Annotated in this window: 16 protein-coding genes and 1 rRNA gene; 7 read left to right on the top strand and 10 right to left on the bottom strand. The window is 49.9% G+C overall.

The features are described from left to right. Together rrf and K3G39_RS19785 are read left to right on the top strand one after the other, a co-directional pair. Positions 1 to 78: ribosomal RNA gene (gene rrf / locus K3G39_RS19790) — 5S ribosomal RNA — on the top strand; the annotation flags it as partial. A gap of 668 nt (positions 79 to 746) precedes the next feature. Next, a complete protein-coding gene (locus tag K3G39_RS19785) occupies positions 747 to 950 on the top strand; it encodes a hypothetical protein (RefSeq protein WP_220627911.1) in 204 nt (67 codons plus the stop codon). Here K3G39_RS19785 and K3G39_RS19780 read toward each other — a convergent pair. Both K3G39_RS19780 and K3G39_RS19775 read right to left on the bottom strand, forming a co-directional pair. Then, on the bottom strand, positions 907 to 1,212 hold the full coding sequence (locus tag K3G39_RS19780) for a hypothetical protein (protein WP_220627910.1): 306 nt from the start codon (positions 1,210 to 1,212) through the stop codon (positions 907 to 909). The two genes, K3G39_RS19785 and K3G39_RS19780, sit on opposite strands and share 44 nt — an antisense overlap. Positions 1,213 to 1,569: 357 nt before the next feature. Beyond that, positions 1,570 to 1,923 carry a hypothetical protein gene (locus tag K3G39_RS19775; protein WP_220627909.1) on the bottom strand — a complete coding sequence of 118 codons (354 nt, stop codon included), beginning with the start codon at positions 1,921 to 1,923 and terminating at the stop codon, positions 1,570 to 1,572. Positions 1,924 to 1,998: 75 nt separating this feature from the next. Here K3G39_RS19775 and K3G39_RS19770 point away from each other — a divergent pair, with 75 nt between their 5' ends. The 3 genes from K3G39_RS19770 (at position 1,999) to K3G39_RS19760 (ending at position 5,421) form a co-directional block, all read left to right on the top strand. After that, complete coding sequence (locus K3G39_RS19770) at positions 1,999 to 2,529, top strand: hypothetical protein (RefSeq protein WP_220627908.1); 531 nt, start codon at positions 1,999 to 2,001, stop codon at positions 2,527 to 2,529. Between the two features lie 373 nt (positions 2,530 to 2,902). Then, complete coding sequence (locus K3G39_RS19765) at positions 2,903 to 3,772, top strand: GrpB family protein (protein ID WP_220627907.1); 870 nt, start codon at positions 2,903 to 2,905, stop codon at positions 3,770 to 3,772. 164 nt (positions 3,773 to 3,936) lie between these two features. Further along, a complete protein-coding gene (locus K3G39_RS19760; RefSeq protein WP_220627906.1) occupies positions 3,937 to 5,421 on the top strand; it encodes a S41 family peptidase in 1,485 nt (494 codons plus the stop codon). A gap of 685 nt (positions 5,422 to 6,106) precedes the next feature. On the opposite strand, the gene K3G39_RS19755 is transcribed toward K3G39_RS19760, so the two are convergent. From K3G39_RS19755 to K3G39_RS19745, 3 genes are read right to left on the bottom strand one after another with little or no spacing between them, the layout of a single operon-like run. Continuing rightward, positions 6,107 to 7,120: an LLM class flavin-dependent oxidoreductase gene (locus K3G39_RS19755; protein ID WP_220627905.1), complete on the bottom strand. Its 1,014-nt coding sequence runs from the start codon at positions 7,118 to 7,120 to the stop codon at positions 6,107 to 6,109. A 50-nt stretch (positions 7,121 to 7,170) separates the two neighbouring features. Beyond that, on the bottom strand, positions 7,171 to 7,911 hold the full coding sequence (locus K3G39_RS19750) for an NADPH-dependent F420 reductase (protein ID WP_220627904.1): 741 nt from the start codon (positions 7,909 to 7,911) through the stop codon (positions 7,171 to 7,173). A 21-nt stretch (positions 7,912 to 7,932) separates the two neighbouring features. After that, positions 7,933 to 9,285: an NtaA/DmoA family FMN-dependent monooxygenase gene (locus K3G39_RS19745; RefSeq protein ID WP_220627903.1), complete on the bottom strand. Its 1,353-nt coding sequence runs from the start codon at positions 9,283 to 9,285 to the stop codon at positions 7,933 to 7,935. Positions 9,286 to 9,539: 254 nt separating this feature from the next. On the opposite strand from K3G39_RS19745, the gene K3G39_RS19740 reads away from it, so the two are divergent. Further along, on the top strand, positions 9,540 to 9,890 hold the full coding sequence (locus K3G39_RS19740) for a helix-turn-helix domain-containing protein (protein WP_220627902.1): 351 nt from the start codon (positions 9,540 to 9,542) through the stop codon (positions 9,888 to 9,890). Positions 9,891 to 10,291: 401 nt separating this feature from the next. On the opposite strand, the gene K3G39_RS19735 is transcribed toward K3G39_RS19740, so the two are convergent. Then, positions 10,292 to 11,515, bottom strand: a complete 1,224-nt coding sequence (locus K3G39_RS19735; protein ID WP_220627901.1) for an IS256 family transposase — start codon at positions 11,513 to 11,515, stop codon at positions 10,292 to 10,294. Positions 11,516 to 11,752: 237 nt separating this feature from the next. On the opposite strand from K3G39_RS19735, the gene K3G39_RS19730 reads away from it, so the two are divergent. Continuing rightward, positions 11,753 to 12,886, top strand: a complete 1,134-nt coding sequence (locus tag K3G39_RS19730) for a hypothetical protein (RefSeq protein WP_220627900.1) — start codon at positions 11,753 to 11,755, stop codon at positions 12,884 to 12,886. A 288-nt stretch (positions 12,887 to 13,174) separates the two neighbouring features. On the opposite strand, the gene K3G39_RS19725 is transcribed toward K3G39_RS19730, so the two are convergent. The 4 genes from K3G39_RS19725 to K3G39_RS19710 all read right to left on the bottom strand — a co-directional run bounded on the left by K3G39_RS19725 (position 13,175) and on the right by K3G39_RS19710 (position 15,510). Then, entirely contained in the window at positions 13,175 to 13,372 is a 198-nt protein-coding gene (locus K3G39_RS19725) for a hypothetical protein (protein ID WP_220627899.1), read from the bottom strand. A gap of 119 nt (positions 13,373 to 13,491) precedes the next feature. After that, a complete protein-coding gene (locus K3G39_RS19720) occupies positions 13,492 to 13,716 on the bottom strand; it encodes a hypothetical protein (protein ID WP_220627898.1) in 225 nt (74 codons plus the stop codon). Positions 13,717 to 14,171: 455 nt separating this feature from the next. Then, positions 14,172 to 14,543, bottom strand: coding sequence for a hypothetical protein (locus K3G39_RS19715; protein ID WP_220627897.1), 372 nt, complete (start codon positions 14,541 to 14,543; stop codon positions 14,172 to 14,174). A gap of 775 nt (positions 14,544 to 15,318) precedes the next feature. Next, positions 15,319 to 15,510 carry a cold-shock protein gene (locus tag K3G39_RS19710; protein ID WP_220627896.1) on the bottom strand — a complete coding sequence of 64 codons (192 nt, stop codon included), beginning with the start codon at positions 15,508 to 15,510 and terminating at the stop codon, positions 15,319 to 15,321. Between the last annotated feature and the right edge of the window lie 147 nt (positions 15,511 to 15,657).

The raw sequence follows: 15,657 nt of genomic DNA, 5'->3' as shown, positions 1-15,657 counted from the left end.
CATCCCGAACAGAGAAGTTAAGCCCGGCTGCGCCGATGGTACTGGGGTCACACCCGGGAGAGTAGGTGGCCGCCAACCCCAACAACAAACAGCCCCTGTTTCCCCAAAGAAGCAGGGGCTGTCTTGCGTTTATAGACCCCAACTACGCACGGGCTGCTCGGCTGTTAGAAAGCATGAGGCTACCCCGTTGCTGGGGCTTGCACCCCGCTTCTCATTTTGGCTGCACGTGGTCGCTTAAATTCAACGTATATGGGTTGTCTATCCCCTTGCTACGGCAGAAGAAATACGGGCATGAGTTGTTGCAGTAGAGGCTTATTGGCGGCTCATCGTGTTTGATGGTTTCGGTAGGTGGAGGTTGGCTCCCGGACAGCACATCAAAAGGCACATACGCTAGCGGATCTTTAGCTGGGTTTCTGGTGCGATCCTGACCTTTTTTATCTGTTGGACCATCATAATTCCGTTTATTCTGCGGGCCCGGAACATTTAGGATGCCTGTAATCGGTAATGGGAACAGCAAGGAGAAAAGACGGAGGTTTTCTAGCTTGACGCCTGCGCCGTGGAGAAATTGTGTTGCTGCTCTCCAACGGCAATCGTCAGAAGAATAAGCGTTACAGGCTAGGTATTATATAGGAGTTGACCTATATTTGAAGGAGGGAGTTGCCGGGTATAGTGGCCTGGCTACCATGCTTCGCCTGGCCAATCCTTAGTGGCCTGATAGTTTTAAAGGGATCAAGATAAGGAACGGAATGCAGCTAAATCTTTTCACAAAAACCAAAGCACCGGAGGAACAAACCTGTCATGTGGTGTCGCGGAGTGTCGCACCCCAGTGGGTCTTTGGCCGGATCGATAAAAAGAAAGGCCGGCAACTCTGGTTACTGAAGCAGCGTCCGGATGCTGCCGTAGTCTCTATGACGCACCCGCTCGTGAAGCAGTCCGGTGAACAAAGTTAGCTGTAAAGTCCTCAGCAGTTGTATCAGACGACAGTACGTACAGCTTCTCAGCACCTCTGTTCAGGCCGCGGTCAAATACCCGGTGCAGGATAGGGGCACTGTCATCAACCCACCCGCAGAACAGGGCAACCGGAGTTGACCGGAGGCGCTGGGCGATGGCATCATCCAGCCGGCTAGAGAACACTTCCCGGCTTACCAGTTGTTTTCCCTCTTGTTTGCTTGTACGGAGGCTGTGGCCTCTTCCGGTTCGCTGTTGTTGCACTGGGCTAGGTAGTCGTGTACGGTACTGATCTCAATGCCAATGAGTGCTGTCCGTTGCTGATGAGCCAGCCGGGGCTCCGGGGGCCACACCAGGGACCAGGTTCATGTGGGGCTATCCCCGTGTTGGTAGGGTTATTCGGCTGGTTGGTGTAATAAGTTATTGCCTTCGGATTCCATGATGTAGCTTGAAGGTAATAAAAGCATGCAGCACAGGCGTTTCCGTTCAGCCATGGAGGCCTTTGCGCAACATCAGGGTGCGAATGTGGGAAAGCACTTCCGCAAAAGAAACAGGGGCCAGGCTAACAGGCTTACCTCTTGGCCTGGCGCATGCCGGCAGCAGTGCGAGATCCCGGGATGTTCAGAAAAGAGCAGATTCCTTATATTTGAAAAGTGAACCAGGCTGCACCCGCACTCCCGGGCAGCTACCAAAGCAATGGAAATGAAAAAGCGCTGTCTGTATTACTTCCTGCTGCTCATCCTTGTCGGTTGCGGAGCCTCGGGCAGCAGGCAGGAGGCGGCGTATACCACGCTCGATTACGTGCGGGTGGGCCAGCTGCTTGACAGCGTGGAAACCCCTTATGTGCTTGATCTGGCCAAGGGGTACAAGCGGCTTGTCTTCCTTGGCTGCAGCCATACCCGCGATACCGCCTCGGTCGAATTTACCGCCATCGAGCGCTACTTCCAACAGGTCCGGCCGCAGGTCGCTTTCCACGAGGGCGGGCCGCTGGCCGGGGAGCTGCGGTACGCCTCCCGGAACGAGGCCATCCGAAAGGGTGGGGAGACAGGCTTGTTAAAGTATCTATCCGATCAGGCGGGCGTCCCGCTGCGCAACGGCGACACCCCGGACAGCCTGGAGTTCCGCCTGATGCTTCCCAGGTACCCGAAAGACGATCTTTTTCTCTACTACATGATGGAGCGGCTCGTGGTGCCCTACCTCAACAAGGCCTACGGGGAGCGGCCTTTTGAGGAGCTTTACGCCAGGGTGGTGGATGCTTGGTTTGTGAAGCCGGGCTTTCCGCTCCGCACGGAAGAGCAGCACCTGGCCTACTTCCGGCAGCTCTACCAGGAGAAGGTGGGTGCTCCCTTTGTGCTGGAGGTAAACGAGAACAACTTCGAGCGGTTTGACTACGCCAACGGCGGGGACTGCCGGTTCTGCGAAATCGGGCGTAGCTCGAAAATGGTGCGCGACAGCGTGCTGCTGTCCAGGCTGGATGAGGCCCTTGACCACCATGACCGCGTCCTGGTCACTTTTGGCCACGGGCATGCGCTGGCCCTGGAGCCGGCCCTCAGGCAGCTTATCGCCAAAAAAAGAAGATAACAGGATGCCGCAGCTTTAGCGCCCTAAAGCGATTACACAACAGGCACGATGCCTTATGCCTATCTATCTACTGCTCCCTGCCTAATGGGAGCATTGCTTATCAGGCAAAGCCTAGGTAAATGAAGTTGCTTATGAACGTATTCTGCTATTGCTATGACAATCTCCGGCGGTTCGTGGACGGCAGTCGGCTCCGGGCAGCAATACGGGGGCCTGCCTGGAGAGTCTCGAACGGCATTGAAGTCCTGCAGATCTGGCTGCTTTTGTCCTGCCTGGTGTATTATACGGGCAGTGGCAGGGAGGATCTGGTGCCCTCTTCATTACAGGCGACGGTTTTTGGTGCAGTCATACTTTCTATACCCTGATCAATTATACCGTGCTGGAGCACAGGAGGCCCTGGCGCAGGAAATGGAAAGCGGCGGACACGTGGATAGGAAAGCAGGACGGCGACAGCGCAGGTGTGCTTGTTCGCCTTGCTGGTACTGATCAATTTAACAGTCACGTCCTATTTGCCAGGCAACATGAACTGGGCAGTCTATCGCCAGCCCGACGCCTCCCGCCTCAGTCACAAGCGTTGCGCGGCCGGTGGCAGCAGGGCTTCCCGAAGTGTAATCCGGACAACGCCACGCGCGCAGCAGGTTCCGTTAAGTTTACCACAATTAAAAACACGCATATGAAAAAGAGCCTTTACGATTTGACAAAAGAGGATTGGAACACCCGCTTCCCGGTAGCACTGGTAGCGCACGATCCGGCCTGGAAGGGCCTGTTTGAAGATGAAAAGAAGCGGATCATAACCAAGCTGGGAGAAGACACGGCGCTAAGAATCGAACATTTTGGAAGCACGTCCATCGCCGGTATCAGGGCCAAGCCCTACATTGACCTTCTCATAGACATCCCGGGGGAGCTTCTCTTTGATGAGGGGGTGATCGCCAGACTGGAGGAGATCGGGTATACGTATTTCAAGGTGCCCGCACGGGATGACGTGCCCGCTTATATGTCCTTTGGCAAAGGGTACCGGCTGGATGGGGAAATAGAGCAGATCTACCATATCCATATGTGTCCCGGAAAGCACGTCATGTGGCGGCAAATCGGCTTCCGGGACTTCCTGAACGCCCATCCGGAGCGGGCAAAAGCTTATGAGGCGCTCAAGCTGGAACTAGCGGCAAAGTACCGGAACGACAGGGGCGCCTACATGCTGGGGAAAACGGATTTTATCCGGGAAACTTTGAACAGGATACCCTGGTAGAATCCAGAAAACAGCAGGCATCACACCTGAAAGCAACAGGTCCTGTCTTCCTGCCCATGGCAAACTATTCAGTTGGGCAGCATAATGTAATTTTTTTCTTTATTTTGAAGGGAAGTACATGCGGAGACGATGATGTGCGATCCTTTTATGACATGATAAACCCTATGAAGCAACACCTACTGAAAGCAGCCCTTTTCATTTGTTTATTCTCAAACCCGATGGTAATATGGGAAGCGCAGGCCCAGGACTGCGGCTGTGCAGACTCCTTCGAAGCGACGGTGGAAACGTATGAGGAAAACTACTCGCTGTTCAGCTACAAAGTGCGGGACGACAACCGGGCTTTGTACAGGGCTCACACGGATCTGATGCGGGACAAGGCCAGGCAGACGATTGGCCTGCAGGAATGCAAGGGGGTGCTCGAGGAGTGGCTTCGTTTTTTCCGGGATGGGCATACCTACGTCACCCTGGCAGCCAAGGCCGGTGCGGAGGTGAAGCGATCAACTTATTACGAGCATATCAAAGTCTCTGAAAAGCAATTCAAAGCCGACTATCGCAAGCGTAATTACCGGCAGAACCCCCTGCTGGGTATCTGGAAGAGCGGTGACTATACCGTGGCCCTTATGCCCAGCCCGAAAGGCAGCAAGCGGAAGCGGGATTATGTGGGCGTCATCCTGGAAAGCAGCAACCCCAACTGGAAAAAAGATGAGGTGAAGTTTGAATTGACCACGGATTTTGGCACGGCCTATCAGGCCAGCTTCATGATGGGGGATCATTCGGTCAGGCAGGTAGTCGGCCGGCAGCTCAATCCGGCGCAGCTTACATTTGAGGGCCTGAAGGACTGGCAGAAGGTATGGCCGGAGGTGGAGGGCGCCAGGCCAATAACAGAAATTGCGTCCAGGTCCGGCACGTTTCATATTGCCTACATGGAGGACATCCCCTATGTCCGACTCCCTGATTTCTACTCGGTTGACCGGGCCTATGTGGACAGCATGATGAAAGCCCACCATGCCAACCTGCTGCAGGCGGAGTTTATCGTGGTCGACGTGAGGGGCAACAGTGGCGGCAGCGACGGCACTTACTTCCCGGTGCTGCCCTACATCCTGAGCGGCCCGGTGGAGTTACCCCAAAGCGGCTTCTGGCTGAGTGAGTACAATGTCCGCCAGCTCATTGCCTACCGGAACGGCGGCAAAAGATCAAGCGTGGCGGAATTTACGGCCGAGGAAAAGCAGGAGTACGACACGATGATGGCCAGGAAAGGCACGGCTTATTTCAAGTATCCCGATGATTACTCTTTCACTTTCAAGCCGGACACGCTCTACGAGGGCCCAAAGCGGGTGGTGGTGTTAACGGACGCTGAAACCGCCAGCTCCGGGGAGACCTTTGTTTTTCGTGCCAGGCAAAGTGCCAAAGTAGTGGTCTATGGGCAGAACACGGCAGGCGTGGTCGATGGCTTCAATGGATTGCCCAAGAACATCGGCTGTTACGATTTGGTTTTTCCATCCTCACTCCGGTCAATGGATTTAGATAAAAATCCGATCGACCCTTACGGCATCGCGCCGGATGTCTACCTGGACAAAAAAGCAGACGCCCTGGCCTATGCGATTGCCCATATGCGACAGCTGATCAAGAATGAGCGGGGTCTGCCCTAAGCCTCTTCCCTTAAAAAAAGAGTAAGGTTGACCATGTACTTCATCTATAACTTCAGCACCAGCCTATCTATGAGACCGCCTCGAATGCAGGTTACTGGGTTTGCTGGCAGGACTTGATTCATACTATCCATAACTGCAAAACCTGTTTCAGGGATTGTAAAAATATACCATCCCTGATAGGCATACGGCTAGTTTCGCTATCAGAAGTTCTGTCAGGCTTTCCAATTGTTGGCTCATTGGATTTTTTCTCAACAAACTCAGTACACCTGCTCTTTCGCTTTGTGTTCTACCCATCATTATCGCACGTACAGTTTATCCGGAGAATTTCGGGATAACTTTACTGTTGTTCATGTAGCCGCACCTGCACAGGTTTATATAACCGGAACGAGTTAATTCTCAGTTATAAAAAGTATCTTAATAAGCACACAACACGGTTTTGCCGTTAGGCAGAGGATATCTTTATTTACCGTGAAATGGGACAAGCTGTTGCTAAACAGTCTGCCGGTTCAGTGGCAATGCCCGCTACAATAAGATAGTAGCTCAAATGAAGCCTGACTCGTCGCGATAAAGCGGACAGTTTATGCCGTTGTTTCTAGTGTCGGCTGACAACTGCTGCTTCATCCTGTCCCAATACGGCCAAAGCACAGAAGGAGCATAGCCGGCTAATATTTTATTCCCTTACGTTTTATTTGCCTTCGTTTAGCTCCTTCATAATTTCTGCAAAGAGCCTGGTAGATTTTAATCGGTCATCCAGGTTGTACATGGTGGACACCGTGATCAGTTCATCCACGCCCGTTTCTGCCAGAAATCCCTGAATCTGCGTTTTGACCGTTTGCTTACTACCGACAAAGGAATACCGGAGCATCTGCTGTAAAGTGGGATGCTGCAATATTTCTTGCAACTCTTCGCTCATTTCAGTTGGTGGCTGTAATGGGTCCCGGGATCCTGTTAACACCCCCACAAACATTCGGATCAGTGACGTGAATAGCTTTTCGGCCTCCTTATCGGTATCGGCCACTATCACATTCACCCCGGCCATGGTATAGGGTTTTTGTAAAGACGCGGAAGGCTGGAATTCCTGTTCGTAGATCCGCAGGGCGTTGTGCAAATGCGTGGATGCAAAATGACTGGCAAACGCATAAGGCAATCCCTTTTCAGCCGCTATATGCGAACTGTCGGTCGTCGAGCCCAATACATAGAGCGGAACAGCTGTGCCTTCTGCAATGGGCGCCCTTACTTTGGCAGTTTTATTTTCAATGGAGAAATACTGCTGGATCTTTTCTATTTCCCGGGGAAAAGAATGGGCAGCCTCCATAAAATCTGACCGGATAGCACGCGCCGTTGCCTGGTCGGTGCCAGGCGCTCTTCCGAGACCCAAGTCAATGCGGCCAGGGTATAAATGCGCCAGGGTACCAAACTGTTCGGCTACAATTAAGGGCGAATGATTGGGAAGCATCACACCACCTGAACCCACCCGGATGGTGGTGGTGTTTTCAGCCACGTAACCCATCAGCAGTGAGGTGGCGCTGCTGCCAATATTATCGGAGTTATGATGCTCAGCAAACCAAATGCGTTTGTAGTGATGTGCTTCCGCTTCTTTTGCCAATGCCAGTGAATTATGCAGGGTCTGCTGTATGGTTTCCCCCTGCGAAACAATGGCAAGTTCTAAAATGGAATAAGCTATTTTCTGATCCTCCATAATTTTCATTGTTAATGATATTCTGAGTCCTTTCTGTTTACCGGCTATAGCTACATATCAGCGGCCGCCGAACGATTGATGGCCACCACTTCCTCATGAGAAGGAAAAGGGGGGAAGCTTTGAAATTTCTGCATGACGGCATCCCTGGCTACTGGGCCTTTCCCTTTTTGGGCTGCAGCAAGCGCTTGCTGCAGTTCTGCTGCATTCAGTTCGGTACAATAGGCAGGCGTACCCGGTTCCTGTCTCCAGGATTCGGCAAGACTGCCGCCGTCAACGGCATCAAAACCCGTCACATCCACCAATTCAGCGGCTACTTTTTTATGCGCCGCGTTATCGCCGGCTACCGAAATAGCTATTCTGCCTTCTTCGCCGGCGGCTTTCCCTTTATGCTGCAGGGTGTACTCCATGATGTTATTGAAAACCTTGATTAGCGGTCTTCCCAAAATTTCAGAGATGTATTCACTTTCCGTCCTGCCTTCTAAGCCAGCAAGCTCCCCGTCCCGGAAAGGATAATAATTGGAGGTATCCAGGATAATAACTTCCTGGGGCACGTTCTGAAGCAGATTTTTCGGCAGGTCTTTGTACGCTTTGAAAGGAATGGAGAAAATGATGGCTTCCACATCGTTTACCACGTCCTCGATGGTGGCCGCCTCAGCACCTAATTTGGCTGCAATTTCTTTAAGTGTGGCCATATCCCGGGTGTTGGTAACCTTCACCTGATGACCTGCAGCAGAGAGTTTACTAGCAAGGATGCTTCCGATAGCACCTGTCCCTATGATTCCGATTTTCATGTTCTATTAATTTAAATATTTCTACTTGGCCGATGTGGCGATTACTTTCTGTTCAGGCAAGCCATTCTGGTAGGGTAAACCCAGGTGTTCGCGTAGTGTGGAGCCGATATACGCTGTACGCAGCAAGCCTCTCTTTTGCAGAATAGGCACTACCTGTTCCACAAAATCGGTTAGAGAGTCCAGGCCGGAATCAGGCACCACGCTGAAGCCATTGCCTACGCCGGCCTCAAACCACTGCTGGAATTTGTCCGCAATACTCTCCGGTGTACCCAAAAAGATAGGATGGTAGTTGATGGGGCCATGCGCCAGCACCTCCCGGACGGTGAAGCCCTTCTTTACCAGGTCGTAGGCATATTGGGAGCGTTGGTCCGAGGGAGAAGGATAGGCTCTTTTCAGAAGCTCAGCCGGGATAGGTTTGTCTGGATCGATACCTGATGTGGGAATGTTGAGCATATAGCCCAGGTACTGCCACCTGGATTTCGGATCGCCCAACTCATCCAGGGCGGCCCTTCTTTCCAACGCTTCTTTCTCAGAGGAAGCAATGGAAACGCCAATGCCGTTGAAAACCGTGAATTGATCCGGGTTTCTGCCGGCTTGCCTGATACTGGCTGCCATGGATTTCCAGAAGGCGATAGCATACTCCAGGGTAGGAGGGTTGCTGTACATGGCATCTGCTTTTGTAGTCGCAAACTCATACCCATAATTTCCACCACCTGCGGTGAAGATCACCGGCATGCCCTGCTGTGAGGGTGGCATATTGATGGGTCCCCTTGTTGTCACATACTTGCCTTTGTAGTTGATGGGCTGGATCAGGCTGCTATCTGCAAACAAACCAGTCTCAACGTCTAATTTCAGGGCGTCTTTGTGCCAGCTTCCCCATAGCTTCAACACTGCTTCCCATACCTCGGTGGACCGGGCATGTTTCTCGTCATGGTTCAAGATTTCTGGATAGTAATTGAGCAGTACCGGGGCAGCACCTGTGGTGACTACGTTCCAGCCAGCCCGTCCTTTACTCATCAAATCCAGCGAGCGCATCGCTCTGGCAATGTTGTAGGGTTCATGCAGGGAGGTAGACATGGTGGTGATCAATCCAATATGCTCCGTTGCCTTCGCCATCAGGGCTGTGAGCATCAAAGGGTCCAGGCTATGATGGGGAGGCATTTTGGTCATATCAACGTAGATACCCGGACTATCGGTTAGAAAGAAGCCGTCCAGTTTTCCTTTTTCGGCCAGTTGCGCTCCTTTCACATAGACGTCCTCGTTGATAAAGGCCGCCTTATCTGCGCCTGGCCAGCGCCAGCCGCCCTGCTCAATGCCTTGCCCGCTGGGTAGCTGGGCTATGATGTGCATTTGTTTCTTGTTATCTGTACTCATGGGTAATTACTATGAAATAATACCTTTAAATGCTTTAGGACGGCAATCGGTCACTTTTTGAACCGTTACCTGGCCTTTGCTTATCCGCTGTGCGAACCAATAGCTGGAATAGTGTAGCGGAAGTCAACTCCCCAGTTCCCCCTTGCATAATTGTTGTGCATCAGTTGCTTAAGCTGTTGCAAATTTACGGTTAATTACTTTCCTTTGTATAGTACTTTCCCAAAGGAAAGTGAAATACTTTAAATGGACGGCTTATGGCGAATAAAATGGGATACCTGTCCTGCCTGGACACGGTAAAGCCGGTGCGGGATGCGATCGAGGTGATTAATGGCAAATGGAAGCTGCCCATCATCATTTCGGTGATGACGGGCAATGAGCGGTTCACTGATATACAGGAGAGTATTCCCGGAGTTACCCCAAAGGTGCTGGCCAAGGAACTCAAGGACCTGGAGCAGCACCAACTAATTAAAAGGGTGGTAATAAATGACTACCCGGTGAAGATCCTCTATAAACCGGAACCCTATGCCGATACCTTAACACCGATCATCGAAGCCTTGAAGGGGTGGGGACTCAACCACCGGAAGAAGATTTTTGAAAAGGAATAATCCTGAGGTAAGCATGTTGGAGAACGCAAATTCTGTATTCTATAAATGAAGCGCTGAAAATTGAATAAGGTGATAGGGAGATGTAATTGAAGAAGTGCGATACTTAGTGGCACAATAAGGAAAATCAACACAAAGAGTTAATAATCAAACATAAAAAAGCCGCTCCATTTGATATGAAGCGGCTTTTTACTGTAGTAGTCCGTAGGGGAATCAATCCATGTTTGCAATCAGCTGTGGGGTATGGCATTGAAATGTGGTATAAAGTGATGTAGAAGGACAGACCCATGTTTGTTGAGGGATTGTAATCTAAACTGTGTCATCTCTATATTTCTATATACTGGCCCTGTTGGTGTACTGGCGTAAGTCCTTACAGCAACAGGGCCAAACTTTTGAAGTGCTTCTCACTTCAAGTCCAGCTGCATCCTGTCCCCGAACCAGATGGAGAGCTGCTGGGCCGTCTGGCTCCAGTTACTTAGCGACATGACCCATTTTTTGCTGATGTTCTGGTGGGAAAGGTAGATCAGCTTCAGCAAGGCCATGTCCGAGGGGAAAGCTCCCTTTGTTTTGGTTACTTTCCGCACCTGGCGATGAAAGCCCTCGATCGTGTTGGTGGTGTAGATCGGGTGGCGGATTGGCTCGGTGTACTTAAAGTACGTGCTCAGCTTCTCCCAGTTCCGCTGCCAGCTCTCGAGCACCTTCGGATACTTTTTACCCCACTTCTCCTCCAGCTCCAGCAGTCGCAGCTCGGCCAGTTCTTTTGACTCAGCCCGGTACACGGGCTTCAGGTCCCGCATGAACTCCTTCTGGTCCTTGTGGGCCACATACTTGATACTGTTTCTTATCTGGTGGACAATGCAGCTCTGCACCTCGGTTTGAGGAAAGACACTGCTGATGGCCTCGGCAAAGCCCTTCAGGTTATCGATGCAGGCGATGAGCATGTCGGCAACACCCCGCTGCTGCAGGTCGGTGAGCACACTGAGCCAGAAAGTGGCCCCTTCGCTCTCCGAGACGTACACGCCCAGCAGCTCCTTGTGGCCATGGCGGTCGATGCCCAGGATGTTGTAGACGGCCCGGGAGACCACCCGCCCCTCTTGCCTGACTTTGTAGTGCATGGCGTCGAGCCAGACGATGCAGTAGAGCCTATCCAGCGGCCTTGCCTGCCACTCCTTGACCTGGGGCACGATCTTCTCGGTCAGGGCAGCCAGCGTGTCATGGGAAATGTCCATGTCGTACATCTCTTTCAGGTGCGAGGAGATGTCCCGCAGGCTCATGCCCAGGCCGTACATGCTTAAAATCCGGGGCTCGAGGTTTTCGGCCAGCACCGTTTCCCGTTTTTTGATGATCTGCGGCTCGAAGCCTGCCGAGCGGTCGCGGGAGGATTCTATTTCAATCACGCCGTCTGAGGTGCGGACTTGCTTCGAGATCTTGCCATTGCGCCGGTTGCCCTTCGCCCGCTGCTCGGCGTCCAGATGCAGATCCATCTCCGCGTCCAGGGCGGCTTCCAAGAAGTGTTTCAGCAGGGGGCCAAGGGCGCAGTCTTTGCCGAAGGTGGGTTTGCCGGTCCGGAACTCTTCCAGGAACTGGCGCTTGATCTTGTCCAGATCCAAGCCGTTTTTTTCTTCCATGTGTTCTGCGTTAAAGGTATTACTCAAAAACCCTTGACACAGTTAGCATTACACCCTCTTTGTTGATGATTTTATCTCATTTTAAATGGTTAAATTTCATATGGTTTTAACTACACAAACTAATGGATAAGTTTTAAATATAAACTCAGCTCCTGGGTCTTCTTGAATATTTATTAGTATATTTAGAACTAAAACAACTCAAAAACTCTTTCCTATCACACACTTTAACTACAGATTATGAGGTTACGATCACTTACTATGGCACTGCTTTGCGGTGGAATTACGTTCTTAGCTGTTTCTTGCGAGAATGAGATGGAAGAAATGGACATGAAAGCCGTTTCATCACAGAATGCAGTGAGTCTGGCCACGGGCCAGGATAAATTCGCCATTAAGTTGCCGACCGACTTTGGTCCGATGAGCGAGAACCTGAGAAACGCTATCGTAGGCGAGGCTGTAGCCCCAAGCGAATGCTCCAATACACAGTTTGTGGCTGTTCAGCGCAAGTACGCTGCGCCTCTTGTAGCTGATCCGATAGCCTACGGAAATTACAGTTTGTATTCCACGCTTAACCAACTTTACTCTGTTTACTTGGACAGGGGACCGCAGTATTTTGGTGCCAATGGTGAGTACACACAACTCGTGACCAAGCGTGCGCGAGAACTGGCAAAGTTCTGGGGCATGCCGAACGAAATCACGGTGAATGGTCAGCATGGCGCTACGCTCAATAATCGCGACGCCCTTGCTGACATGATGGAAAATTTCATTGTTGGCGTTGATACACGTGAGATAGCTTATGCATATGCTGATATGTTGCTGGCAGATAATGCCAAGTCACCACTTCTACCGGAATCCCCATACTTCTCGCTTGATGGCTTCGCAACCAGCTATGACCAATTGATTGTGATCGGCGATGGTTTGGTGCAGCTGGTAGCTGAGTCCGGCGTAGAAGCCGACATTGTCTGGACAGGTATCTTGGCGCATGAGTGGGCACACCAGATCCAGTTTAAAAATTATGATGTATGGTACCCCAATGGAGGCGCTGCAAGCGATCCTTCAGAAGATACCCGCTATACAGAACTGGAAGCCGACTTCCTGGCTGCTTACTACATGACGCACAAGCGGGGTGCTACTTACAACAGCAAGCGTGTGGAGCAGTTCTTCAACTTGTTCTTCCAGATCGGTGACTGTGGCTTTGCCAGCTCTGGCCACCATGGCACACCAGCACAGCGTATGGCCGCTGCTCAATTAGGTTTTGAGTTGGCTGCAAGTGCCCAGAAGCAGGGCCATATCATGAGCATTGAAGAAGCGCATCAGTACTTTGTGGCTAACGTGGGCAATATTGTAACTCCGGCTACTGTTTATGTACAGTAGTTCGTGTTAAACTATAGAAGCGGCTGGCCCACAAGGTCAGCCGTTTTTTTGTGTCCATACTTGTCATTGGAAAGGAGCGTTTGTACATGCTGTATGGTTTTATCCGCTACTTCGGAACATGGGTTGGGCATGGCAGAAACAGATTTTTGATACACGGAAACAGATAAAGCCTTTATGGAATTGTGCAATATAAAGCGTTTTCGTAAGTCCGGTTCCGTTTAGCCAACCACCGTTGGGAGACTATACGGAATAAGTTGACAATTGGAAATCCAGTACTGCACGAGTGGGTTAGTATAGCCCGTTATTGGCGCCAAACATGCTCATCATTTCAATCTTGCTGAGTGGCTTGCCGTCTTGAATAGCCTTGCTGAGTTCATGCTGACCATTCTCCAGATCAACAGCTAGCAATAGTTCAGCATTACTATTTCGCTTAGTCCCTTGGCTGCATGATTTCTGCTCATAAGAGGCCAGCCCCTGAACCAGCATAAATTTTTCTCCTTCTACTCGCTCAGAAAGTCTACTGTCTCGGACTTGTACATGCCAAACTCCGGGATCCAGGCGGTAATCCCCAGCCGCACCAGAAAGTATTGGTTCGACCCATTCGATTACCCGGTATCAGCCAACAGGTCCTGCATGTACAGCCCATCAGTTAGCAGTCGGCTCTGCACCTGCTCGGTTAGGTTGGGCAGATCCGGGCTGTCCCGGCCAGGTGCAAAATCGGCCTGTATCGGAGAGATCACACCCTGTGCCGTATCTACTGCCCTGGTAGTTAAGTTTTCTTGTCTTTCCTGGCTTAACAGCGATGCGGGCATCAGGGTCATGTGGGGCATAATGCGTTTTGTTGCTAACCAACTGTGCCTTTTCCTGATTTACCCCTAAGGCTGAGCGACTTCATTCCCCAGGGAACGGTGGTAGACAAGGAACATTAGTAAAAGAAAAAAGAGATGGGACTTCTACAGGCAGCTTCTTGCAGCAACAAGGGCATAATTTAACAACAGGAAGCAAGTACACATCATTACGGAGAGGACAGATAACTTCTAAAGCGCATATACAGCGTTTCTACAAGCTACTTTAAGATGAAAGCCTCTTTAATTAGTGTATTGTTTTCATATCGATTTGCATGAGTTCCCGCTCATAATACACTTGGTCTTTGTTTAAAGGGTTTGCAGGATCAGTGCAATAGTAAATGCGTTTGGCATAACGCCTCACTTGTAAACTATGCGAAGGGTTTTCTCTGGCAAAGACAGTGGCCCCTTCCTGAAATTTATTTTCCATTAAAGTAGAATTAATTATCATTTGATCTTTTGGTTGCTTTGGCTGCTTTCTTGGCCTGGCTGTCGGCATCGGTACGGTTACGCTGGGCTTTGGCTTCCATTCGGGCTGCACGTTTCGCCTGCTTGGCGGTATAGGAAGCTTCCTTGTCTATTCGCTTTGCTTCTTTCGCATTTTCTTCTGCAATTTTAGCATCTGCTTTTGTGTCTTTTTTTAAGTCTTTGGCATCAGATAAGCGAAGTTCGTCTGCTTTTGCTCTTTCCTTGGCTTCTTCCTGAGCCTGTTTTTGCTGTTCTTTTGTAGGTGCATGCTGTGCGAAGGATTGTGTTGCCGCTAATAGGAAGAATCCTGTTACCAGCGAAAATAAAATGGTTCTATAATTCATATTTTTAGGAAAAGGTATATTCTATTATCCTGTTCAAGTATACGTGTAGGCTACCATTAAAACTATAAATACCTGAATATAAATGTAATAATTTATAGAGTGTGGTGGAGCGCTTCTGAAGGCATTCAGGCAGCGGGGAGTGTGGCTATAGTTAAGCATAAACTACTTAGCGTAACTTGATTGCTGGTGAGCAGTCGGTATAAACCTGCGAGCATAGGGAAGCTTAATAGAGATACTTTAGAGTGCAAATTCCAGTCTATTCTCCAATTTTGCTAGTATTTCAGGCTGGTTATCGGTAGGCTTCAATAGTCTCTTTGTGCTTTAAAGCGACTAGGAGTGAAATTACGAAGTACAGAAATTCCGGTCTAACACCAAGATTTCCTTATACCTGTAAGATCAGTGTCAGCTCAGTTTAATTAAAGGAGTGAATTAGTATTGGAACAAGATATTTGTTCCGTTTCGTATCCATTTTTCGAAAAAAGCATTGTCATTAAATTCTCCTCCCAGTAGCACCGATCCGGTTTCTGTTTCAGGGGTGCGAGTACTCATAAAGCTTGGCAGAACATTCTGATTGCTGGGTACCCAGTCCAACCCCTTTTTAAGGGCGATGCATATGTACTCATGGGTTACGGTATCAACTAAGTATTTTCTGTTCATCTATAGAGTATTAAGTTTTGAAATTGGGAGTATGCTGTTTAGGCAAGTATAGCAGTAACTGCCATAAAAAAAGCCTTACCACTGGGGTAAGGCTTTTTCAGAAATCTATAGTTTAAAACTATGCGCGTTTTACATTAACAGCGTTTAGTCCTTTTCTTCCTTCCTGAAGATCGAAGCTTACCTGGTCATTCTCTCTGATCTCATCTACAAGGCCAGAAGCATGTACAAAGTATTCCTGATCTGAATTTGTTTCTTTAATAAATCCGAACCCTTTCAGGTCGTTAAAGAATTTTACTGTTCCGTTATTCATATTGTGTTTGTTATTATATACCTACTACATATCTATAGGTATGTACGTTCATTATTTTCTACAATATACAATAAATATATTACAGAATTAGCATTATGTTACCTATTGAAAGCTTTTATTTCAGTAGGTAAGTTATTCTTCCCGTTA

It is taken from the genome of Pontibacter sp. HSC-14F20 (assembly GCF_019599265.1).
Lineage (GTDB): Bacteria > Bacteroidota > Bacteroidia > Cytophagales > Hymenobacteraceae > Pontibacter.
Note: the sequence above shows the minus strand (reverse complement) of the source record. Positions and strands in the feature narration are given on the sequence as shown.